Raw genomic sequence first — 21,879 nt, forward strand, 5'->3', positions numbered from 1 at the left:
CCATAAAAGCATTAAAATTCAATAAATTGAAATTCTCTGCCAGGCGCAACATTACGTTTCTCACTAATTTGAGTCGCAGCACATGCAATTTGAGGTATGTCGAATATAACGACAGCCTATTAATCACCTTTACTCAATTCTGCTGCATCATCAATTCTTTAATTTGTGCCAGCGTGGACGTGCCTTCCATCGGCCCACGCGCAGAGATAGCCAGCGATCCTGCGGCATTAGCATGGGCTAAAGCATCGGGTACGGAATATCCCGCAAGAAACAGGCTAACAAAGGTTGCGCCAAAGCAATCGCCAGCGCCTGTAGGATCAACCACCTTCACCGGATACCCAGCCACATGATGTTGTTCGTCTTTTGAATAGTAACTGGCTCCACGGGCGCCACGTTTAATGATGACGTGGGCAATTCCACGCTTGTGAAGCCTTGCGACAATTTTCTCTTCATCGCGGGATTTACTCAGGCCGAAATAATCCAGTTCGCCATCGCTTGGCAGGAAGAAATCCGTGTAATCAAGAATGTATTCAAAGGCCTGCGACATTTCGCGGATCTTTAGCATCTCTTTACGGATATTAGGATCGAAAGAAATTGTGCCACCATTTTCTTTTACAATGCTAATCGCCTTGCGTACGGCATCGATCAAACGAAAGGAAAATAATGACGATCCCATAATATGAAAGTGGCGATATTGTCTGAGTAATGTTTCATCAAGGTGATCGGCACTCAGCAAACCGCACGCACTGTCCGGCATGTTGAAAATAAAATCGCGCTGGGCCTGGCTTCGGTAGCTGACAAAAGCACTGCCTGTTGTGGCGTTCGGCAGTACGGAAATTCCCTGTACATTTACGCCATCGCGCGACAAGCGGGTAATATTCATAACGCCAAAGGCATCGTTGCCAACACAGCTAAACAACAATGAACGAAAACCAAGTTTAGCAACCTGATCGGCAAATATGGCGGGCGCCCCACTGGGATACGGCCCCCAAAATTCTCCCGGAGAGGAAAATCCCTGGTTCTCTTTTTTTGCCAGAAACTCGACGAGCAATTCACCCAATGTTGCGATTGTTATGTTCATGCGTTGTCCTTCATCTTGCCTGATGCAGGGTCGGGTTTATCCAGGTCAGACATTCGTTATTGGTATAACTGTTGGTTAAGCCGTCGGCCAGAAACCGTGAGTGGTACTCAGCGGCGACAATCTGTGGCGTAATAATCGCGCTCAGCGTATTCAGTTTCCCTACCGGATAACGCGCCACATCATGAATCGGACGCTGCGCCACCACGGCAATACTCTGTCCACTAAGGCGCAGGCATTCACTTAGCAAAGCAGCTGCACTTTCGTTTTTCACGTTGAGCGTGCCATCCTCGCTGATATGGTCTACCATCACCAGACAACATGACGGTTGAAATTGTTGCAAAGTTTGGATGGCGATTTCGCCCCCCAGCGCCTGGCCACTACGCCCCAGTACACCGCCCAACAACACAATTTCACCATCGATATAATCACGGGCCGGCGCAACATGGCTAAGATCGTTGATGATAAGGCACAGATCCCGATAATCGCCCAGGAAAGGAAGCGCTTTACGCAACACCTCTCCGGCCCCCAGAAACACGGTATCGTCGTCGCAGACCAGACGGGCAACCTGCTTAGCCAGTTCCAGCTCTACGCTATGCTCTAACGCCTGCGACTGCACCACTTCATGGCTTACCGCTGCTCTGACGGGTTGGGCCGTGTAAATCGCTCCGCCAAAGGAGCGTTTCAGATAGCCTTGTTGCTCCAGGTAATTGAGATCATTACGGATCGTCACCCCTGAAACCGATAACATTTCAGCCAAATCGTCTACTTTTATTTCGCCGTTTTTACGGACGATTTCGGCAATGTCCAGACGCCTTTTCAACAGGCTGGTAGATGGTTTTGCCACAACATACCCTTTTTTCCGCTTCGTCGGGAAGTTATCCCGTGCTTTAACTTTCATTTTTAAACTTCTGACAGGGGATGTCAATTTTGCACCACGTCACCGAATGCTCAATGGAAAACATAACAATAAAATCAATTAATTATAGAATTTTCACGTCTCCTATTTACTTACAAAACAAAATTTAAATCCACATTTTTGCTTTCATTTAAGAAAAATTATCCTGCTTTTGTGTCGATGATCACAATCATGTGTGGCAATGATCGTTACATTACTTTCAAAACGAAGGTTATTTTTATTTTAAACTTTAATTTCGAAAGTTATAAACGGAGACCACTATGTTCATTATTTCCAGTAAAAATATGCTCCAGAAGGCCCAGCATGCAGGCTATGCCGTGCCAGCCTTTAACATCCATAACCTGGAAACCTTGCAGGTGGTGGTAGAAACCGCCGCAGAAATGCGCTCACCGCTGATCGTTGCCGGAACACCAGGCACGTTTAGCTATGCCGGAATGGGTAACATTGTGGCGATCGCGGGCGATCTGGCTCGTGAATACAATCTGCCACTGGCCATTCATCTGGATCATCATGAATCGTTAGCCGATATCGAAAGCAAAGTTATGGCAGGGATCCGTTCAGTCATGATCGATGGTTCCCACTTTCCCTTTGAAGAGAATGTGGCGCTGGTGAAAAGCGTGGTCGATTTTTGCCATCGCTACGACACCAGCGTGGAGGCAGAACTGGGCCGCCTTGGTGGGATCGAAGATGATTTAGTGGTAGACAGCAAAGATGCCCTTTACACCAATCCACAGCAAGCACGTGAGTTTGTGGCGCGCACCGGCATTGATTCGCTGGCGGTTGCTATCGGCACGGCACACGGCATGTATGCCGCTGAACCTAAACTTGATTTTGAGCGACTGGCAGAAATACGCGCTCTGGTGGATATCCCTCTGGTATTGCATGGGGCATCTGGTTTGCCGGAAAGCGATATTCGCCAGGCCATCAGCCTTGGGGTATGCAAAGTCAATGTTGCCACCGAACTGAAAATCGCCTTCTCCGACGCCTTAAAAGAGTATTTCCTGCAAAACCCGAAAGCCAATGATCCCCGCCACTATATGCAACCAGCAAAACAGGCGATGAAAGAGGTGGTACGCAAAGTAATTCATGTTTGCGGCTGTGAAGGGCAACTGTGAGGAATCGCCTGTGATCTACACGCTAACACTTAATAGCGCGATTGATATGAATATATTTAGCGATCCTTTACAGCCAAATATTGTCAATCGCACTCACCACACCGAGTTTTGCCCAAATGGTAAAGGGGTAAATGTTGCGCTGGTTCTGGATCACTTTCAAATACCTGCGCATATATTAGGAATTTTTGGAGGTTTCACCGGGCATTATATTGTAGAAAGCCTGCGTACCCGAAAAATGCCAGTCACACCAGCATGGGTAGAAGAACCCACGCGGATTAATATTTTCATTCATGACGGGCAGCAGGAATATAAACTGATCAACCCTGGCTCATATATTCCAGATGAATGTAAACAACAAATCATCACGATTATTTCTCAACTGCCCGATGCAGAATATCTGGTGATAAGCGGCAGCCTGCCACAAGGTATTGAAAGCCGCTTTTACGCAGAAATTATGCATATTTGTCAGCAAAAAAATATCGGCGTAATTTTAGATATTAGTCATCCGTCATTACGTCAGTTACTGGAGTTCAAACCGTTATTAATTAAACCAAATGATGAAGAGGTTAAAGCAATATTCGGTTTAACTGTCTCTGACGACAATGATGCGAAAAATACTCTTACCACTTTACATGCACTTGGTGCACAAAATGTTCTGCTAACCCTTGGCGCTAAAGGAATGTATTTCTCCAATGGGATTGATTACTGGTTTTGTAGCGCGCCAACAGTTGATTTGGTGAGCTCCGCCTGTGCAGGCGATGCTGCACTGGCCGCCTTTCTCAGCCAGTGGTTATCTACAGGAGAAGTGGAATATGCCTTATCTCTTGCCAGTGCAACAGGAGCTGATGTCGCAAGTTCTGCCGGATTAGGCCAACTTGCGGCAATAGAAACCTTACTTTCGCAAATCCACGTCAGAAAGCTGTAGGTTAAATTACAATTTAAGGTCTGCTTATGAAAAAGATCATTGCAGTGACCGGCTGCCCTACCGGTATTGCGCATACATTTATGGCTGAAGAAGCCTTAAAAAATGCCGCGAAAAAATTATCTGTTGAAATAAAAGTTGAAACCAATGGTGCCAGTGGCGTTGAAAATGCTATTCAACCTGCTGATCTGGTAGATATTGCCGGAGTCATTATTGCGGCGGATAAAGATGTCTTACCTGATCGCTTTAATGGTTTACCGGTTATTGAAGTACCGGTAAAAGAAGCAATCCATCATCCTGCGGAGCTGATTAACAAAGTTATTAATGGTGAAGCCCCAATACGTAAAGGCGAATCAACCACCAGAACGGAAATTATCGAAAAAGAATCGCTTGGGCGACAAATTTATAAACACCTGATGAGTGGTGTTTCAAATATGCTGCCTTTTGTAGTTGCCGGAGGCATATTAATTGCGGTGTCGTTTTTATGGGGGATTTATTCCGCTGATCCTAATTCAGCTGAATACAATGCAACCGCCGCTATGCTAATGAAAATCGGTCAGCAAGCCTTTTCGATTATGGTTCCGGTCTTTACCGCTTATATTGCATTCTCTATTTCTGGCAGACCAGGGATGGTGGCTGGATTTGTCGGCGGCTTACTGGCAAATGCTACCGGCGCAGGATTTCTCGGTGGGATAATTGCCGGATTCGCCGCCGGTTACCTGATGTTATGGGTAAAGAATCGACTCGAAGGCTTACCGCGTCAGTATGAAGGCCTGAAATCGATTTTTATTATGCCGCTCATTGGCGTACTGGTTATTGGCGTGTTGATGTCGCTGCTTGGGCAACCTGTCGCAGCTATCAATAATAGCATGATGAACTGGCTGGCATCTCTACAGGAAGCGAATCCAATATTGCTGGGTATTGTGGTGGGTGCAATGTGCTCCTTTGACTTTGGCGGCCCGGTAAACAAAGCCGCTTATGTCACCGGCACGCTTTTACTGGGCCAGGGCAACTTCTACTTTATGGCTGGTGTGTCTGCCGCATGTATTACTCCACCACTGGTAATTGCTCTGGCGACCACCTTCTTTCCAAAAGGTTTTAGCGAGGAAGAACGTGCCGCAGGCATGGTTAACTATATCCTCGGTTGTACACACATCACTGAAGGCGCGATTCCTTTCGCAGCGAAAGATCCTTTGCGTGTCATCCCGATGATGATGATTGCTTCCAGCATTTCCGCGGTACTTAGCTACAGCTTGCGTATTCAGGTTCCGGCTCCTCACGGCGGCTTCTTAATTTTACCTTTGGTGAGTCAGCCGCTGGCCTGGGTGTTATGTATCCTTGCGGGCTCTGCATGTGGTGCGGTGATGCTTGGCCTATGGAGATTGTGGGCTGTGCGCAAAAATTCAGTCAACACAACTCCTGTAGTAAAGGCTGGAGGTCAGAATGCAGCTCTGTGAACACGATATTTTTGTCAGCGATGAGCGCCTCGATAAAGTCACCGCTCTGCACCGTGTGGTGGAAAAGTTATCTGCGGCTGGCAATACCACGCCTGACTATTTACGCGGCATGTTGGATCGCGAAGCACAGATTTCCACTTATCTGGGCAATGGAATCGCGATCCCACACGGTACGCCAGAGTCTCGCGATGCGGTATTACAAACCGGTGTAAAGGTAATCGTTTTTCGCTACGGCGTTGACTGGGGTGACGGCAACACCGCGTATCTGGTCACCGGAATTGCCGCGCGCTCCAATGAACATCTTGAGATTTTGCGCCAACTGACTCGCGTGCTCAGCGATGACGCTATTCCGCAAGCATTGGCTAAAGCCGAATCCCCCAGTCAGGTTTTAACGCTACTGACTGGATCGACGACCAATACGCCAGCAGCCGTGGAGTTGCAGGAGGGTGAGCAGGCAACGTTTGTCATCCATAATCCGCATGGTTTACATGCCAGACCCAGTGCGGTGCTGGTGAAGTTTATCAAACAGTTTCAAAGCCACATTACGGTAGAAAATCTGGATAACGCCTCCGGCCCGGTGGACGGGAAAAACCTGATGCGGGTGGTGTCGCTCGGCGCGAAAAAGGGGCATCGCTTGTTGTTCCGGGCGCAGGGCGAAGATGCACAGCAGGCACTACGTGAAATCGAGGAGCTTATCGCCTCTGGTGCAGGCGAGATGATCACCGTTCCCGTTACCCCACCACCAGAAGTCATGCAGCCAAAGCGCAGTTGGCTATCTCGATTGTTTAATTAGCCTTCGTTTGTTCCTCCGTGCCCGCTCCGGCGGGTACGGTTTTTCATGACAAAGTGAAATCACAGACATTACACACCCTTTCGTCATCTTACATTTTCTTTCGCAACTTTCATTTATCAGATCAAAATCACAAAACAACATTACGAAAGCCTATAAATTCTTTCGAAGAAGACAAACGAAAGAATTCGGAGATAAAAGTGAAAGGAATAATTGCTCGTCATAAAGCAGGAGAACATCTGGGCATCTGTTCAGTTTGTTCTGCTCATCCCCTGGTTATCGAATCAGCTCTGCTTTTCGATCTCAACACTGACAACAAAGTATTGATTGAAGCCACATCCAATCAGGTGAATCAGTTTGGCGGTTATACCGGCATGAAACCGGCTGACTTTCGTGATTTTGTCTATGGCATCGCCCAGGAAGTGGGATTTCCACGTGAGCGGTTGATTCTTGGTGGCGATCATTTAGGGCCTAACTGCTGGCAGAACGAACCGGCAGCGGCGGCAATGGAAAAGTCGGTTGAGTTAATAAAAGCGTATGTCGCCGCTGGTTTTAGCAAAATTCACCTGGACGCGTCGATGTCCTGCGCAGATGACCCGACACCGTTGGATCCGATGGTCGTTGCACGCCGTGCCGCCGTGCTTTGTAAAGCAGCAGAAGAGACCGCAAACGAAGAACAAAAATGCCATCTGACTTATGTCATCGGCACGGAAGTGCCCGTTCCTGGCGGTGAAGCCAGTACTATCGGCAGCGTTCATGTCACCCGCGAAGTCGATGCTGCCCGTACGCTGGAAACTCACCAAATCGCGTTTCGTGAATCAGGTCTGGAAGAAGCACTGTCACGCGTGATCGCCATTGTGGTGCAACCGGGCGTTGAATTTGATCATACCCAGATTATTCATTATCAGCCGCAGGCGGCACAGGCGCTCTCCGCATGGATAAAAGAAACGCCGATGGTCTATGAAGCGCATTCGACTGATTATCAGACGCGACAGGCCTACCGCGCCCTCGTTCGCGATCATTACGCCATTCTGAAGGTCGGCCCGGCGCTCACTTTCGCGCTGCGCGAAGCCATTTTCGCACTTGCGCAAATGGAAAACGAGCTGATCTCCCCGGAACAACGTAGCCGCGTGATGGAAGTTATCGATGAAGTGATGCTAAACGAGCCAGGCTACTGGAAAAAATACTACCGTCCAACCTGGAGCCAGGCGATGGTCGACATCCACTTTAGTTTGTCTGACCGTATTCGCTATTACTGGCCGCACCCGCGTATTCGTCAAAGCGTAGAGAAGTTAATCGCCAATCTGAACAACGTCACATTGCCGCTGGGATTAATTAGCCAGTTTATGCCCGTACAGTTTGAACGCCTGTCTGAGGGCGTGCTCACCCCCACGCCGCATAACCTGATTATTGACAAAATTCAGGATGTTCTGCGCGCTTATCGCTTCGGTTGCACGCCGGATGTCGCCTGAATAATGGAGAATTTATGAGCCAACTATTTGTCCGAACCGGAATCACATTCGACTCGAGCCAACAGGCGCTGGCGCACATTGGCAAAGAGATGCTGGCGAAAGGCGTGGTACATGATAGTTATCCGCAGGCGCTGGTGGAACGTGAAGCGTCTTTTCCTACCGGCATTGCGCTGGAGCGTCACGCCGTCGCTATCCCTCATTGCGAGGCGGTTCATGCGAAATCACCCGCTATCTATCTGATTCGTCCAGATAAGCCGGTCATGTTTCAACAGGCGGATGATGACGAAGAGATTGCCGTTTCGTTAATCATCGCCTTAATCGTTGAAAACCCGGCGGCACAGCTAAAACTTCTGCGCCGCCTGTTTAGTGAGCTACAGAACCCGAGCACCCTCGATGCCCTGTTAAGCGCGCCGGATGCCGAACTGGCGATACGCTTTCAGGAAACCATCCTTGAGCCTGAGCAGTGCGTCCAGGTTTGATAATAAATTGATAATAATGAGGAATACCCTATGAAACGTAAAGTAATTGTGGCCTGTGGCGGTGCGGTTGCAACCTCAACGATGGCTGCGGAAGAAATTAAAGAGCTATGTGATGCCAACCATATTGAGCTCGACTTAGTGCAATGCCGGGTCACCGAAATCGAAACCTATATGGACGGCGCCGATCTTATCTGTACCACTGCCAGGGTCGATCGCGCCTTTGGCGATATTCCCGTCGTTCACGGTATGCCTTTTGTTTCCGGCGTGGGTATTGAAGCATTACAGCAAAAAATTCTGTCCATTCTCATGGGGTAACGTATGTTTAGCGAAATAATGCGTTATATCCTCGACTTAGGCCCAACGGTGATGTTGCCTCTGGTGATCATCGTGTTCTCTAAACTGCTGGGAATGAAGCTTGGGGATTGTTTTAAATCGGGTTTGCATATTGGTATCGGCTTCGTGGGTATCGGTCTGGTCATCGGCCTGATGCTGGATTCTATCGGCCCCGCGGCGAAAGCCATGGCGGAACATTTCCAAATCAATCTCCACGTTATTGACGTCGGCTGGCCGGGTTCATCGCCCATGACCTGGGCGTCACAAATCGCGCTGGTCGCGATCCCTGTCGCCATCGGGGTTAACGTCCTGATGCTGGTGACCCGCATGACCCGCGTGGTGAATGTCGATATCTGGAATATCTGGCACATGACCTTCACGGGCGCCATGCTGCATCTGGCGACCGGTTCATACTGGCTGGGGATTCTGGGCGTTGTGGTTCATGCCGCCTTTGTCTACAAACTGGGGGACTGGTTTGCCAAAGATACCCGCGACTATTTTGGCCTCGAGGGGATTGCTATCCCACACGGTTCATCCGCGTACCTGGGCCCCGTGGCGGTGCTCGTTGATACCATCATCGAAAAAATTCCGGGTCTCAATCGTATTCACTTTAGCGCAGACGATGTCCAGAAACGCTTCGGACCGTTTGGCGAGCCGGTGACTGTCGGCTTCGTGATGGGGCTGGTGATTGGTGTGCTGGCAGGCTACGACGCCAAAGCCGTTCTGCAACTGGCGGTCAAAACCGCAGCGGTGATGCTGCTTATGCCACGCGTCATTAAACCTATTATGGATGGCCTAACGCCTATCGCGAAACATGCGCGTAAACGTCTACAGGCCAAATTTGGCGGGCAGGAGTTCCTGATAGGCCTTGATCCAGCGCTACTGCTCGGTCATACCTCTGTTGTCTCCGCGAGCCTGATATTCATTCCGCTGACCATCCTGATTGCCGTCTTAGTACCGGGGAACCAGGTGCTGCCGTTCGGCGACCTCGCCACCATCGGTTTCTTTATTGCGATGGCGGTCGCGGTACACCAGGGCAACCTGTTCCGCACGCTGATTTCAGGTGTCATTATCATGGGTATCACCCTGTGGATAGCCACGCAGACGATTGGCCTGCATACCCAACTGGCTGCCAATGCCGGAGCGCTAAAAGCCGGCGGACAAGTCGCCTCGCTGGATCAGGGTGGTTCCCCCATCACCTGGCTGCTGATTCAACTTTTTACCTGGCAGAATATCGTCGGCTTCGCCGTCATTGCCATTATCTATCTGGCCGGCGTACTGCTGACCTGGCGTCGCGCCCGACAGTTTGTTGCGGCTGAGAAAGCCACGGCGCTACAGCAAAATCAAATCGCCTCTTAATTTTAGGGGAGCAATCGCTCCCCTCACCTTCCTGGAGAATGTTATGAAATCAGTGGTTATTCACGCTGAGGGAGACGTGCGCGTTGAAGAACGCCCCTTACCACAACTGCAAGCCGAGGACGATGTGTTGGTCAAAGTCGTTAGCTCAGGGCTTTGCGGATCGGATATCCCGCGTATTTTCGCGCAGGGCGCCCATTATTATCCTATTACGTTAGGTCATGAATTCAGCGGCTACGTTGAATCCTACGGCACAGGCGTAACGGATATGCAGCCTGGCGATGCCGTCGCTTGTGTCCCGCTTCTTCCCTGCTTTCACTGTCCGCAATGCGAACGCGGTTACTTTTCTTTATGCAAACAGTATCAGTTTGTAGGATCGCGCAGCGAAGGCGGTAATGCGGAATATGTGGTGGTCAAACGGGCCAATCTTTTCCGCTTGCCGTCTGATATGCCGATTGAAGATGGCGCGTTTATCGAACCGATTACCGTGGGCTTACACGCCTTTCATCTGGCGCAGGGCTGCGAGGGGAAAAACGTAATTATCGTTGGTGCCGGGACAATTGGCCTGCTGGCCTTACAGTGCGCGCGGGAACTGGGCGCGCGAAGCGTAACGGCGATTGATATCAATCCGCAGAAACTGGAACTGGCGAAAGCGCTCGGCGCAACGCATACCTGTAATAGCCGGGAAATGACCGCCGACGACATCCAGACCGCGTTGTCCGACATTCAGTTTGATCAACTGGTTCTCGAAACGGCAGGAACTCCCCAGACCGTCTCGCTGGCTATCGATATCGCCGGGCCGCGCGCGCAACTGGCGCTGGTGGGGACGTTACATCACGATCTCACCCTGACAACGCGTACATTCGGGCTAATTTTGCGTAAAGAGCTCACGCTCCTCGGCAGTTGGATGAACTACTCCGCGCCATGGCCAGGAGAAGAATGGGAAACCGCAGCGCGCCTGTTGGCTGAAAAACGTCTTCAACTGACCCCTCTCATTGCCCATCGCGGCGATGCGGAAAGCTTTGCAGAAGCAGTCAAAGCGCTTAATGGCGCGCCCATGCAGGGCAAAATCCTACTTCAACTTTCCTGATGGTACGAGCCAGCAACCTGCGCTGGCTCACATTTCCTTTCGAAATTTAGCGTTCACCTTTCGCAATCCTTCGTTTAAACTAGTTACAGTTAATTATCAGGCAAATCAATATGAACTCATTTGAGCGAAGAAATAAAATTGTCGACCTGATTAATACGCAAGGCAGCGTGCTGGTGATGGACCTTTCAAATACCTTTGGTATTTCTGAAGTGACTATCCGTGCTGACCTGCGTCTGCTGGAAGAGAAAGGCCTTGTCACCCGTTTTCATGGCGGCGCGGCAAAACCGGGAAGTCATCTGGCGGAAGGCGACAATCAGGAAGTCATTCTGGAAGATCGGTATCAACTCGCCAGCGATCCGAAAAAGCGGATTGCCCAGGCGGCTGCGGCAATGGTTGAAGAAGGAATGACCATCATTCTGGATAGCGGGAGCACAACATTACTGATTGCGGAAGCGCTCGCGCGAAAAAGCAATATTACGGTGATCACTAACAGCTTGCCTGCCGCTTTTACGCTATCAGAAAATAAAGATCTCACGCTGGTGGTCTGCGGCGGTACGGTACGGCATAAAACCCACTCAATGCACGGCACGATTGCGGAACGATCGCTACACGGCATCAGCGCCGATGTCATGTTTGTCGGGGCGGATGGCATTGATGCGACAAACGGTATTACCACGTTTAACGAAGGTTATTCCATTAGCGGCGTCATGGCGGCGGCGGCACACAAAGTTATCGCGGTACTGGACGCGACCAAATTTAACCGTCGCGGCTTTAACCAGGTATTGCCGATGGACAAGATCGATTGTGTGATAACCGATGACACCATCAGCAAACAGGATAAAGCGGCATTAGCGAAAACAGGCGTGGAACTAATGATCGTCTAAAAAGGAGTCGGTTATGCGTTGCTGATCGCGAGAGTAAGCCCGAAGGAAAGGCCCGGCCCGCTATCACCGCCCAATGCCCCCATCACTTTACCCACATCAATCACCTGATTGAGTATTAACGCGATGGCGATAAAAGGCGGTTCCCGGGCGCTCGCTTTTACTCTTCCTGCTGCCCCAGCGCATATTTATACAGCGCATTTTTCTTCACGCTGTGAATTTCTGCTGCCAGCGCCGCCGCTTTTTTCAGCGGCAGTTCTGCCTGTAGCAGCGCCAGCGTGCGCAGCGCGTCGGCGGGCAGGTCGTCTTCTTGCGCTTTATGCCCTTCGACAATCAGCACCATTTCGCCTTTGCGACGGTTTTCATCTTCTTTGACCCACGCCAGCAGCTCGCCAACGGGCGCGCCGTGAATGGTTTCCCAGGTTTTGGTCAGCTCACGCGCCAGCACCACATAACGGGATTCTCCCAATACCGCGACGATATCTTCCAGGCTATCTAACAGGCGGTGGGTTGACTCATAAAAAATCAGCGTTCGCGGTTCCGTTTCAATGGCTTTTAGCACATCACGGCGGCCTTTGGATTTCGCCGGTAAAAAGCCTTCATAGCAGAAACGGTCAGATGGCAGGCCAGCGGCGCTCAGGGCGGCAATCGCCGCACATGGCCCTGGTAGCGGCACCACGCGAATCCCCGCTTCACGGCAGGTACGTACCAGGTGATAGCCGGGGTCATTAATTAGCGGCGTACCGGCGTCGGAAACCAGCGCAATGTTCTGCCCTTCTTTTAGCTTCGCGACCAGCGTTTCCGCTTTTTGTTGTTCGTTATGGTCGTGCAGCGCAAACAACCGGGCATTAATCCCAAAATGTTGCAGTAATAAACCGGTATGACGAGTGTCTTCAGCGGCAATTAAATCAACGGCTTGTAAAACTTCCAGTGCGCGTTGAGTAATATCAGCCAAATTCCCTATAGGAGTAGGTACAATAAAGAGTTGGCCCTGAGAATTATCCGCCGATTCGTTTTGTTTCATTGTGTCGTCCGTATTGCCGATTTAATATTGAGCATTGCGTAAAAAAATATCACTGGATACAGTATGGTACCCTCAACATTTTCTCGTTTGAACGCCGCACGCGCGCTGCCTGTCGTCCTGGCTGCGCTACTTTTCGCCGGGTGCGGCACCCAGGCGCCAGATCAAAGCGCAGCCTATATGCAGGGTTCAGCGCAAGCTGACTCCGCCTTTTACCTGCATCAGATGCAGCAAAGCGCAGATGATAGCAAGACCAACTGGCAATTACTCGCCATTCATGCACTGCTGAAAGAAGGAAAAAGCCAGCAGGCCGTCGACCTGTTCAATCAACTCCCGCAAAATCTGAACGATACCCAGCGTCGCGAACAGTCTTTATTAGCGGTAGAAATCAAACTGGCGCAAAAAGATGTCGCAGGCGCGCAGGCCTTGCTGGATAAACTAAAACCCGCCGACTTTGCGCCAAATCAGCAAGCGCGTTACTGGCAGGCGCAGATCGTTGCCAGCCAGGGACGCCCGTCGCTTACCCTATTGCGGGCGTTAATCGCCCAGGAACCGCTACTGGCGGCGAAAGAGAAACAAAAAAATATCGACGCCACCTGGCAGGCGCTCTCCGCCATGACGCCGGATCAGGCCAGGACGCTGGTTATCAACGCCGATGAAAATGTGCTTCAGGGCTGGCTGGATCTGCAACGCGTCTGGTTTGACAACCGCAACGATCCAGACATGCTGAAAGCCGGGATCGCCGACTGGCAAAAACGCTACCCGCAAAATCCGGGGGCGAAAATGCTGCCGACGCAGCTCGTCAATGTGCAACGTTTTAAACCAGCTTCCACCAGCAAAATCGCTCTGCTGCTGCCGCTGAACGGTCAGGCTGCCGTGTTTGGCCGTACCATCCAGCAAGGTTTCGAAGCCGCGAAAAACCTCGGCACCCAGGCGGTAGAGATGCAGCCTGCCGCCGCGCCTGATGCGCCAGTAGAACCTGGCGTGGAGGAGACGCAGCCACAAATGACCAACGGCGTCGCCAGTCCGTCGAAGGCCTCGGTGAGCGATCTGACTGATGACGCTCCATCCCAGTCCGCTACGCCAGTCAGCGCGCCACAAACTCCCCCTGCTACAGCAAGCGCGCCGGCGGATCCCTCCGCTGAATTAAAAATCTACGATACCTCTTCCCAGCCGTTGGATCAGGTGCTCGCTCAGGTTCAGCAAGACGGCGCCAGTATCGTGGTCGGGCCGCTGTTGAAAAACAATGTGGAAGCGCTGATGAAAAGCAACACGCCGCTCAACGTGCTGGCGCTCAACCAGCCGGAAACTGTACGTAGCTTCCCTAATATCTGCTATTTCGCGCTCTCTCCTGAAGATGAAGCCCGTGACGCGGCGCATCATATTTATGACCAGGGCAAGCAGTCGCCGCTGCTGTTGATCCCACGCAGCGCGCTTGGCGATCGCGTGGCGAACGCCTTCACCCAGGAGTGGCAAAAACTGGGCGGCGGCATCGTGTTACAGCAAAAATTCGGCTCCGTAGCCGAGCTGAAAATGGGCGTGAACGGCGGCGCGGGTATCGCGTTGACGGGCAGTCCGGTCGCCGCCAGCGTGCCTGCGCAGCCTGGCGTCACCATTGGCGGTCTGACCATCCCTGCGCCGCCGACCGACGCGCAAATCACCGGCGGCGGACGCGTAGACGCGGTCTATATTCTGGCTACGCCGGAAGAGATTGGCTTTATCAAACCGATGATCGCCATGCGTAACGGCACCCAGAGCGGCGCGACGCTGTATGCCAGCTCCCGTAGCGCGCAAGGCACCTCCGGCCCCGACTTCCGTCTGGAGATGGAAGGTTTACAATACAGTGAAATTCCTATGCTGGCAGGCGGCAATATGCCGTTGATGCAGCAGGCGCTGAGCGCTGTACATAACGACTATTCTCTGGCGCGGATGTACGCCATGGGCGTGGATGCCTGGACGCTGGCGAACCACTTTTCGCAGATGCGTCAGGTGCAGGGGTTTGAGATCAATGGTAATACCGGCGCATTAACTGCCAGCCCGGATTGTGTGATTAACAGGAAGTTATCATGGCTCAAATACCAGCAAGGGGAGATTGTTCCCGCCAGCTAACGCGTAAACAGGCTGGCGACGCGTGGGAAGCTGCCGCGCGTCGCTGGCTGGAAAGCAAAGGACTGCGGTTTATCGCCGCCAACGTGCGCGAGCGCGGCGGCGAAATCGATCTGATCATGCGTGACGGAAAAACGACGGTTTTTGTTGAGGTCCGCTATCGGCGCTCCGGGCTTTATGGCGGCGCGGCGGCCAGTGTGACCCGCAGCAAGCAACACAAATTATTACATACTGCCCGCTTGTGGCTCGCCCGCCAGAATGGGAGTTTTGATACTGTGGATTGTCGGTTCGATGTGTTAGCCTTCACCGGAAATGAGATTGAGTGGTTTCGGGATGCGTTTAACGACCACTCATAATTGAAGATTTTAAGGATTAGCGTGCTCGAAAGAATCAAAGTTTGCTTTACAGAAAGCATTCAAACTCAAATTGCTGCGGCGGAAGCGCTTCCGGATGCCATTTCCCGCGCCGCCATGACGCTGGTTCATTCCCTGCTTAACGGCAACAAAATCCTCTGTTGTGGAAACGGGACGTCCGCGGCCAACGCACAGCATTTTGCTGCCAGCATGATTAACCGCTTTGAAACGGAGCGACCCAGTTTACCCGCCATTGCACTAAATACCGATAATGTGGTCTTAACTGCGATCGCTAACGATCGCCTGCACGATGAAGTTTATGCAAAACAAGTCCGGGCGCTGGGACATGCAGGCGATGTTTTATTGGCGATCTCTACGCGTGGTAATAGTCGCGATATCGTAAAAGCCGTTGAAGCAGCTGTCACACGTGACATGACCATTGTGGCGCTAACCGGGTATGACGGGGGCGAGCTGGCCGGACTATTAGGGCCGCAGGATGTCGAAATTCGTATCCCTTCACACCACAGCGCGCGCATTCAGGAAATGCATATGCTGACGGTAAACTGCCTGTGCGATTTGATCGATAACACGCTTTTTCCTCACCAGGATGATTAAGGAGTTCACATGAAGGCATTTTCGCCGCTCGCAGTCCTTATTTCTGCGTTGCTATTGCAAGGTTGCGTCGCCGCCGCGGTAGTGGGTACGGCAGCCGTCGGCACCAAAGCCGCAACCGACCCGCGTAGCGTGGGCACCCAGGTGGATGACGGAACGCTGGAACTGCGTGTCAGCAGCGCGCTGTCGAAAGATGAGCAAATCAAAAAAGAGACGCGCATCAATGTCACGGCTTATCAGGGCAAAGTTTTGTTAGTGGGCCAGTCGCCAAACAGCGAACTCTCCGCACGCGCTAAACAGATAGCGATGGGCGTTGAAGGCACCACCGAGGTCTATAACGAGATTCGCCAGGGTCAGCCTATCGGCCTGGGGACCGCCTCTAACGATACCTGGATCACCACGAAAGTTCGCTCACAGCTACTGACCAGCGATCAGGTAAAATCGTCAAATGTGAAAGTCACCACCGAAAATGGCGAAGTGTTCCTGCTGGGCCTGGTGACTGAACGTGAAGGTAAAGCGGCAGCGGACATCGCCAGCCGGGTGAGCGGCGTGAAACGCGTGACCACCGCCTTTACGTATATTAAGTAACCGGTGTGCCGGGTGGCGATAAAAATGTGTAAACCGCGTCGCCATCCGGTAAATCATCCGGCTTCGCTACCCCGCTTTTTCCCGCAGTTGCGATGAGGTCAGAATCGTCACGCCTTCTTGTGCTGGCGCCAGCGCTTCCGCCAGCATGGCCCGCGCCACATCCCGCGCATCAATCGATTTCCAGTTTCCGGGCAGCAGCCGGAATAGCGGAGCGAAAAGCGTTTCATTCACCCGCCGCGTTGTTCTGTCGCCGAGCAGCATAGAAGGCCGGGCAATCGTCAAACGAGGCCAATTTTGCGCGATTAACGCCTCCTCCATTTCTCCTTTCACCCGATTGTAAAAAAACGGAGAGTGCGCGTTTGCTCCCATTGCGCTGACCACCACCATGTGCTGCGCGCCCAGTCGACGCCCGGTCAGCGCGGTATCAACCACCAGCGTATAATCCGCATGAATAAACGCCGCTTTACTTCCCGCTTCACGCCGGGTCGTGCCCAGGCAGCAAAAAACAATATCCACCGGGTCGGTCACCTGAGCTAACGCATCGGTAAGCTGCGGATCGTGAGGGTTATAAACGCCGACAATATCCGTCAGCGGACGACGCGTCGGCGCGGCGATAGCGCTCACCTGCGGCGTGTTGATTAACATTCTCAGCAGATGTCCGCCGACCAGTCCGGTCGCGCCGGTAATCAGTACCTGACTCATCCTCGCTCCTTTACAGATTTGTCCACCTTGCACTCTCGGCCCTATCGACCAGGCTTAATAGTCTACGAGGTAAGTATCCATCATTGTGGAAAATTTGCCTTACCCGACGCCACCACTGCGGAGGAAACGCATGAGTAAGAAAATTGCCGTTTTGATTACCGATGAATTTGAAGATTCAGAATTTACCTCGCCGGCAGCAGAATTCCGTCAGGCCGGCCATGAGGTCATCACCATCGAAAAAGAGGCGGGTAAAACGGTGAAAGGAAAAAAAGGCGAGGCCAGCGTCACCATTGATAAGGCTATTGATGACGTTCGTCCCGACGAGTTCGACGCCTTGCTATTGCCGGGAGGTCATTCGCCGGACTACCTGCGCGGCGACAGCCGTTTCGTGGATTTTACCCGCGATTTCGTTAACAGCGGTAAACCGGTTTTTGCCATTTGCCACGGCCCGCAGTTGTTGATCAGCGCCGATGTCATTCGTGGCCGCAAACTCACGGCGGTGAAACCGATTATTATCGATGTGAAGAATGCGGGCGCGGAATTTTACGATCAGGAAGTCGTCGTCGATAAAGATCAGCTGGTGACCAGCCGCACGCCTGACGACCTGCCGGCATTTAACCGCGAGGCGCTACGCCTGCTGGGCGCGTGAGTCGCGTAACCAGTGCAGTTTTTTACCAAACCCCAGCGTGTTGTCGGTGAATTTAATCTCATCCAGCCGGATTTCCCATACCGGCGCTGGCAGCACCCTGGCGACCGGGAAGCGACGAAGGTAAGCTTTACGCGCGGCGTCGCTCTCCTGCCCCTCCAGACGGCGAATTACCCCTTTAAACTGTACGCCGCGAATGCGCGTCACCGTTTTCGGCTGACCATTGACCGTTCCCGCAACTGGCGCGCACGCGCCGGACATTTGCGCATGGCGGGTTTTATCATCCGTTAACAGATACAGCGCGACGTTTTGCGCATCGAACAAATAAAACGCATTGGCGCACCACAGCTCTCCCTCATGGTGTACGCACCAGGTCACCACGTGTTGTTTCGCCAGCCAACGGCCAATAGCGGTAAGTGTGTCCATCTTTATTCTCGCTTATACTGGGAATCTGAAAATTATCATGCTGATGGCGACAATGACACCCTGGTATCTGTATCTGATTCGTACCGCAGACAATGCGCTTTACACCGGAATAACCACCGATGTGGCGCGTCGTTACAGGCAGCATCAAACGGGAAAAGGCGCAAAAGCATTACGGGGAAAAGGCGAGTTAACGCTGGCGTTTGCGGCGCAGGTCGGCGATCGCTCGCTGGCCCTGCGCATAGAGTATCGCATCAAACAGCTCACAAAGCGCCAGAAGGAGCGCCTTGTGACGGAACGCGAAGCGTTTGAGGCGCTGCTGTCCAGCCTGCAAACGCCGGTGCTTAAAAACGATTGAAGTGGTCGTGATACTCCACCAGCCCCGTCACACCTTCCAGCGCATCCTCAGCCAAACGGTGTACCTGGAAAGCGCTTTCCGTACCGGGCCAACGGCAGTGAAGATCGTAATGTGCGGCCAGTTCAAAACCGAAGCGGCTATATAACGCCGGGTCGCCCAACGTCACGACCGCCGCGTAGCCGAACTCGTTGAGCGAATCCAGCCCTTCATACACTAACTGGCGCGCCAGCCCTTGCCCGCGATACTTTTCATCGACCGCCAGCGGCGCCATGCCGACCCACTGTAAATCTTCGCCCTGCACATCAACCGGACTAAAGGCGACATAGCCTACCACCTGACCGTCATCATCCGTGGCCACCAGTCCGAGCGTCAGAAAACCATCTTCACGCAAATCGTGAACCAGCTTCGCTTCCGCATCGCTTTCGAATGAACGGCGTAACAGCGCATCAATACCAGGCGCATCAATGGGAATTTCTACTCGAATTAGCATGGTTCACCTACCGAGGTCTGTTTGGTTTCCGGCGAGTTTTTCATACCCGCCTCAACAAAATCCGCCAGTTGCAGCAGCATAACGCGTAACGCTTTCGGCATCTGCTCCAGTTCGATGGCGTCCATCAGATTCTTCACATACAACCCTAACTCAGTATCGCCTTCAATGACCAGTCGACGCTGGAAAAAGAGCGTATCCGGGTCCTGTTTACGGGCAGCTATCATTAGCAGATCGCTGGCGTCGGCGCTAAAACTGACGTCAGCATCCGCCTGCTGGCTAACGATCAGCTTTTCATTTTCAACCGTGGTATACCATTTTAAGTCGATGTCACGAACATGAATGCTTAACCAACGACCTTCGAGGAATTCCAGCTCTCCATCGGCCAGCGCCTGACGAAACTGCCAGCTCAGAACCTGTTCCAGAACCTGGCGCTTTAGCGCAAAGGGCGTCAGTTTAACCGGTACACTCATCAGAGACGGGCCAGCATGGACTAAGCGTGAACGCAGTTTATCTAACACGAGCTTTACTCCCTGTTTCAATAGTCCTGTTATTTTGCCATATCAAATAAATCACATGGCGGCGTAAATCAACAATTGGGTCTGATTTTCTACCCCATTATTGGTGTTACCAATACGCCTTTAACTGCCTTAAATCAAAAATTGTCGCAGCAAGGTTAACTAAAATCCCTGTTCGTTAACAATTTTGCGTCTCAGACGTAACCCTCAGGATAAATTATGGAGCTGCTCTGCCCTGCCGGAAATCTCCCGGCGCTGAAGGCGGCCATCGAAAACGGCGCTGACGCCGTTTATATCGGGTTAAAAGACGATACCAATGCCCGTCATTTTGCCGGCCTTAACTTTACCGAAAAAAAATTGCAGGAAGCGGTGAGTTTTGTTCACCAGCATCGCCGCAAATTACACATCGCCATTAATACTTTTGCGCATCCGGACGGCTATGCCCGCTGGCAGCGCGCCGTGGATATGGCGGCGCAGCTTGGCGCCGACGCGTTGATTCTCGCCGACCTCGCTATGCTGGAATATGCCGCAGAGCGTTACCCGCATATTGAGCGCCATGTTTCCGTTCAGGCCTCGGCAACCAACGAAGAGGCGATTCGCTTTTATCACCGCAACTTTGATGTCCACCGCGTAGTACTGCCACGTGTACTGTCGATTCACCAGGTAAAACAACTGGCCCGCGTCACGCCGGTGCCGCTGGAGGTATTCGCGTTTGGCAGCTTGTGCATTATGGCGGAAGGTCGCTGCTATCTTTCTTCTTACCTGACGGGGGAGTCGCCCAATACCGTCGGCGCCTGCTCGCCCGCCCGCTTTGTTCGCTGGCAGCAAACGCCGCAGGGGCTGGAATCGCGCCTGAATGATGTCCTGATTGACCGTTACCAGGATGGCGAAAACGCGGGCTACCCAACGCTGTGTAAAGGCCGCTATTTAGTGGACGGCGAGCGCTATCACGCGCTGGAGGAGCCAACCAGCCTGAACACGCTGGAACTGCTGCCGGAGCTCATGGCGGCGAACATCGCTTCGGTGAAGATCGAAGGTCGCCAGCGCAGCCCGGCCTATGTCAGCCAGGTGGCGAAAGTGTGGCGCCAGGCGATCGATCGCTGCAAAGCCGCCCCGCAAAACTTCGTTCCACAGCGCGACTGGATGGAGACGCTCGGCGCGATGTCCGAAGGCACTCAAACCACGCTTGGCGCATATCACCGTAAATGGCAGTGAGAGAAGCTATGAAATATTCCTTAGGACCGGTGCTTTATTACTGGCCGAAAGAGACGCTGGAAGATTTTTATCAGCAGGCCGCAAAAAGCAGCGCTGATGTCATTTATCTGGGCGAAGCGGTGTGCAGCAAGCGTCGCGCGACCAAAGTCGGCGACTGGCTGGAAATGGCGAAATCCCTCGCCGCCAGCGGTAAGCAGGTGGCGCTCTCCACCCTGGCGCTGGTACAGGCGTCATCTGAATTAAGCGAGCTGAAACGCTATGTGGACAACGGCGATTTTCTGCTGGAAGCCAGCGATCTTGGCGTGGTGAATCTGTGCGCCGAGCGCAAACTGCCGTTTGTCGCCGGCCATGCGCTGAATTGCTACAACGCGGTCACGCTGCGCCGGTTGCTGAAAGAAGGCATGGTACGCTGGTGTATGCCGGTGGAGCTGTCCCGCGACTGGCTGGTGAATTTGCTTAATCAGTGCGATGAACTGGGCATCCGCAATCAGTTTGAAGTGGAAGTGTTGAGCTACGGGCATCTGCCGCTGGCCTACTCTGCTCGCTGCTTTACCGCCCGTTCGGAGGACCGCCCGAAAGATGAGTGCGAAACCTGCTGTATCAAGTATCCAAACGGTCGTGACGTGCTCTCGCAAGAGAATCAGCAGGTGTTTGTGCTTAACGGTATTCAGACCATGAGCGGCTATGTCTATAACCTTGGCAACGAACTGACGTCGATGCAGGGATTGGTCGATATCGTGCGGCTGTCGCCGTTGGGTACGGAGACATTTGCCATGCTTGATGCCTTTCGCGCTAACGAAAACGGCGGTGCGCCATTACCGCTTGCCTCCCATAGTGACTGCAACGGCTACTGGAAGCGGCTGGCCGGGCTGGAGCTACAGGCCTAGCCGGATGGCGGCATAAAGACCTTATCGGGCCTACAAATAGCGCTCCCGTAGGCCCGATAAGCGCAGCGCTA

General features: G+C 52.5%; 25 protein-coding genes. 18 read left to right on the forward strand and 7 right to left on the reverse strand.

Annotated features, from left to right (window positions below):
* Positions 1–133 precede the first annotated feature (133 nt).
* Both ACLJRH_RS10590 and ACLJRH_RS10595 read right to left on the reverse strand, forming a co-directional pair.
* Positions 134–1,081, reverse strand: coding sequence for a sugar kinase (locus ACLJRH_RS10590; protein ID WP_001027806.1), 948 nt, complete (start codon positions 1,079–1,081; stop codon positions 134–136).
* Between the two features lie 10 nt (positions 1,082–1,091).
* Positions 1,092–1,925, reverse strand: coding sequence for a DeoR/GlpR family DNA-binding transcription regulator (locus tag ACLJRH_RS10595; protein ID WP_023137147.1), 834 nt, complete (start codon positions 1,923–1,925; stop codon positions 1,092–1,094).
* Positions 1,926–2,257: 332 nt separating this feature from the next.
* On the opposite strand from ACLJRH_RS10595, the gene ACLJRH_RS10600 reads away from it, so the two are divergent.
* The 10 genes from ACLJRH_RS10600 to ACLJRH_RS10645 all read left to right on the forward strand — a co-directional run bounded on the left by ACLJRH_RS10600 (position 2,258) and on the right by ACLJRH_RS10645 (position 11,895).
* Positions 2,258–3,112, forward strand: a complete 855-nt coding sequence (locus ACLJRH_RS10600; RefSeq protein ID WP_000469985.1) for a tagatose bisphosphate family class II aldolase — start codon at positions 2,258–2,260, stop codon at positions 3,110–3,112.
* Between the two features lie 10 nt (positions 3,113–3,122).
* The gene (pfkB, locus tag ACLJRH_RS10605; protein WP_000640685.1) at positions 3,123–4,037 is read left to right on the forward strand and encodes a 1-phosphofructokinase; all 915 of its coding nucleotides are present in this window, start codon (positions 3,123–3,125) and stop codon (positions 4,035–4,037) included.
* Between the two features lie 26 nt (positions 4,038–4,063).
* On the forward strand, positions 4,064–5,491 hold the full coding sequence (locus ACLJRH_RS10610) for a PTS fructose transporter subunit IIC (RefSeq protein ID WP_000719914.1): 1,428 nt from the start codon (positions 4,064–4,066) through the stop codon (positions 5,489–5,491).
* Positions 5,478–6,284: an HPr family phosphocarrier protein gene (locus ACLJRH_RS10615; protein WP_001175244.1), complete on the forward strand. Its 807-nt coding sequence runs from the start codon at positions 5,478–5,480 to the stop codon at positions 6,282–6,284. Before ACLJRH_RS10610 ends, ACLJRH_RS10615 begins: the two co-directional genes overlap by 14 nt.
* 197 nt (positions 6,285–6,481) lie before the next feature.
* Complete coding sequence (gatZ, locus tag ACLJRH_RS10620; RefSeq protein WP_023137148.1) at positions 6,482–7,753, forward strand: tagatose-bisphosphate aldolase subunit GatZ; 1,272 nt, start codon at positions 6,482–6,484, stop codon at positions 7,751–7,753.
* Between the two features lie 14 nt (positions 7,754–7,767).
* Complete coding sequence (gene gatA, locus ACLJRH_RS10625) at positions 7,768–8,232, forward strand: PTS galactitol transporter subunit IIA (protein ID WP_000080445.1); 465 nt, start codon at positions 7,768–7,770, stop codon at positions 8,230–8,232.
* A 30-nt stretch (positions 8,233–8,262) separates the two neighbouring features.
* Positions 8,263–8,547 carry a PTS galactitol transporter subunit IIB gene (gatB, locus tag ACLJRH_RS10630; protein WP_000824293.1) on the forward strand — a complete coding sequence of 95 codons (285 nt, stop codon included), beginning with the start codon at positions 8,263–8,265 and terminating at the stop codon, positions 8,545–8,547.
* A 3-nt stretch (positions 8,548–8,550) separates the two neighbouring features.
* Positions 8,551–9,924 carry a galactitol-specific PTS transporter subunit IIC gene (locus ACLJRH_RS10635; protein ID WP_000490600.1) on the forward strand — a complete coding sequence of 458 codons (1,374 nt, stop codon included), beginning with the start codon at positions 8,551–8,553 and terminating at the stop codon, positions 9,922–9,924.
* 43 nt (positions 9,925–9,967) lie between these two features.
* Positions 9,968–11,011: a galactitol-1-phosphate 5-dehydrogenase gene (gene gatD / locus ACLJRH_RS10640; RefSeq protein WP_000844174.1), complete on the forward strand. Its 1,044-nt coding sequence runs from the start codon at positions 9,968–9,970 to the stop codon at positions 11,009–11,011.
* 110 nt (positions 11,012–11,121) lie between these two features.
* Entirely contained in the window at positions 11,122–11,895 is a 774-nt protein-coding gene (locus ACLJRH_RS10645; RefSeq protein ID WP_001083899.1) for a DeoR/GlpR family DNA-binding transcription regulator, read from the forward strand.
* 157 nt (positions 11,896–12,052) lie between these two features.
* On the opposite strand, the gene rsmI is transcribed toward ACLJRH_RS10645, so the two are convergent.
* The gene (rsmI, locus tag ACLJRH_RS10650; RefSeq protein WP_023137149.1) at positions 12,053–12,916 is read right to left on the reverse strand and encodes a 16S rRNA (cytidine(1402)-2'-O)-methyltransferase; all 864 of its coding nucleotides are present in this window, start codon (positions 12,914–12,916) and stop codon (positions 12,053–12,055) included.
* A 63-nt stretch (positions 12,917–12,979) separates the two neighbouring features.
* On the opposite strand from rsmI, the gene ACLJRH_RS10655 reads away from it, so the two are divergent.
* Genes ACLJRH_RS10655 through dolP form a run of 4 tightly spaced genes read left to right on the forward strand, consistent with a single transcriptional unit; the run spans position 12,980 to position 16,572 of the window.
* Positions 12,980–15,022, forward strand: coding sequence for a penicillin-binding protein activator (locus ACLJRH_RS10655; RefSeq protein WP_023137150.1), 2,043 nt, complete (start codon positions 12,980–12,982; stop codon positions 15,020–15,022).
* Positions 14,980–15,375 carry a YraN family protein gene (locus ACLJRH_RS10660; protein WP_000057285.1) on the forward strand — a complete coding sequence of 132 codons (396 nt, stop codon included), beginning with the start codon at positions 14,980–14,982 and terminating at the stop codon, positions 15,373–15,375. The genes ACLJRH_RS10655 and ACLJRH_RS10660 overlap by 43 nt, the downstream gene beginning before the upstream one ends.
* 21 nt (positions 15,376–15,396) lie before the next feature.
* On the forward strand, positions 15,397–15,987 hold the full coding sequence (gene diaA, locus ACLJRH_RS10665) for a DnaA initiator-associating protein DiaA (RefSeq protein WP_000893481.1): 591 nt from the start codon (positions 15,397–15,399) through the stop codon (positions 15,985–15,987).
* Positions 15,988–15,996: 9 nt separating this feature from the next.
* The gene (gene dolP / locus ACLJRH_RS10670; protein WP_000643280.1) at positions 15,997–16,572 is read left to right on the forward strand and encodes a division/outer membrane stress-associated lipid-binding lipoprotein; all 576 of its coding nucleotides are present in this window, start codon (positions 15,997–15,999) and stop codon (positions 16,570–16,572) included.
* Positions 16,573–16,638: 66 nt separating this feature from the next.
* Here the strand turns inward: dolP and ACLJRH_RS10675 are convergent, their stop codons facing one another.
* Positions 16,639–17,274, reverse strand: coding sequence for an NAD(P)H-binding protein (locus tag ACLJRH_RS10675; protein ID WP_001532495.1), 636 nt, complete (start codon positions 17,272–17,274; stop codon positions 16,639–16,641).
* 130 nt (positions 17,275–17,404) lie between these two features.
* On the opposite strand from ACLJRH_RS10675, the gene yhbO reads away from it, so the two are divergent.
* The gene (yhbO, locus tag ACLJRH_RS10680; RefSeq protein WP_000037599.1) at positions 17,405–17,923 is read left to right on the forward strand and encodes a protein/nucleic acid deglycase; all 519 of its coding nucleotides are present in this window, start codon (positions 17,405–17,407) and stop codon (positions 17,921–17,923) included.
* Here yhbO and ACLJRH_RS10685 read toward each other — a convergent pair.
* Positions 17,903–18,346: a YhbP family protein gene (locus ACLJRH_RS10685; RefSeq protein WP_000380407.1), complete on the reverse strand. Its 444-nt coding sequence runs from the start codon at positions 18,344–18,346 to the stop codon at positions 17,903–17,905. The two genes, yhbO and ACLJRH_RS10685, sit on opposite strands and share 21 nt — an antisense overlap.
* 37 nt (positions 18,347–18,383) lie before the next feature.
* Here ACLJRH_RS10685 and ACLJRH_RS10690 point away from each other — a divergent pair, with 37 nt between their 5' ends.
* Complete coding sequence (locus tag ACLJRH_RS10690) at positions 18,384–18,701, forward strand: GIY-YIG nuclease family protein (protein ID WP_000928379.1); 318 nt, start codon at positions 18,384–18,386, stop codon at positions 18,699–18,701.
* On the opposite strand, the gene ACLJRH_RS10695 is transcribed toward ACLJRH_RS10690, so the two are convergent.
* Positions 18,688–19,191, reverse strand: coding sequence for a GNAT family N-acetyltransferase (locus ACLJRH_RS10695; protein ID WP_023137151.1), 504 nt, complete (start codon positions 19,189–19,191; stop codon positions 18,688–18,690). The genes ACLJRH_RS10690 and ACLJRH_RS10695 overlap by 14 nt on opposite strands.
* Positions 19,185–19,709, reverse strand: a complete 525-nt coding sequence (locus ACLJRH_RS10700) for an SCP2 domain-containing protein (RefSeq protein ID WP_000884721.1) — start codon at positions 19,707–19,709, stop codon at positions 19,185–19,187. Before ACLJRH_RS10700 ends, ACLJRH_RS10695 begins: the two co-directional genes overlap by 7 nt.
* A 216-nt stretch (positions 19,710–19,925) precedes the next feature.
* On the opposite strand from ACLJRH_RS10700, the gene ACLJRH_RS10705 reads away from it, so the two are divergent.
* Together ACLJRH_RS10705 and ACLJRH_RS10710 are read left to right on the forward strand one after the other, a co-directional pair.
* Positions 19,926–20,921 (forward strand): peptidase U32 family protein, encoded by a 996-nt coding sequence (locus ACLJRH_RS10705; RefSeq protein ID WP_000421309.1) that lies wholly within the window; start codon positions 19,926–19,928, stop codon positions 20,919–20,921.
* Positions 20,912–21,808: a U32 family peptidase gene (locus ACLJRH_RS10710; protein ID WP_077909924.1), complete on the forward strand. Its 897-nt coding sequence runs from the start codon at positions 20,912–20,914 to the stop codon at positions 21,806–21,808. Before ACLJRH_RS10705 ends, ACLJRH_RS10710 begins: the two co-directional genes overlap by 10 nt.
* Positions 21,809–21,879: the final 71 nt, after the last annotated feature.

This window comes from Salmonella sp. SAL04162, from assembly GCF_046551535.1.
Taxonomy (GTDB): Bacteria; Pseudomonadota; Gammaproteobacteria; order Enterobacterales; family Enterobacteriaceae; genus Salmonella; species Salmonella enterica.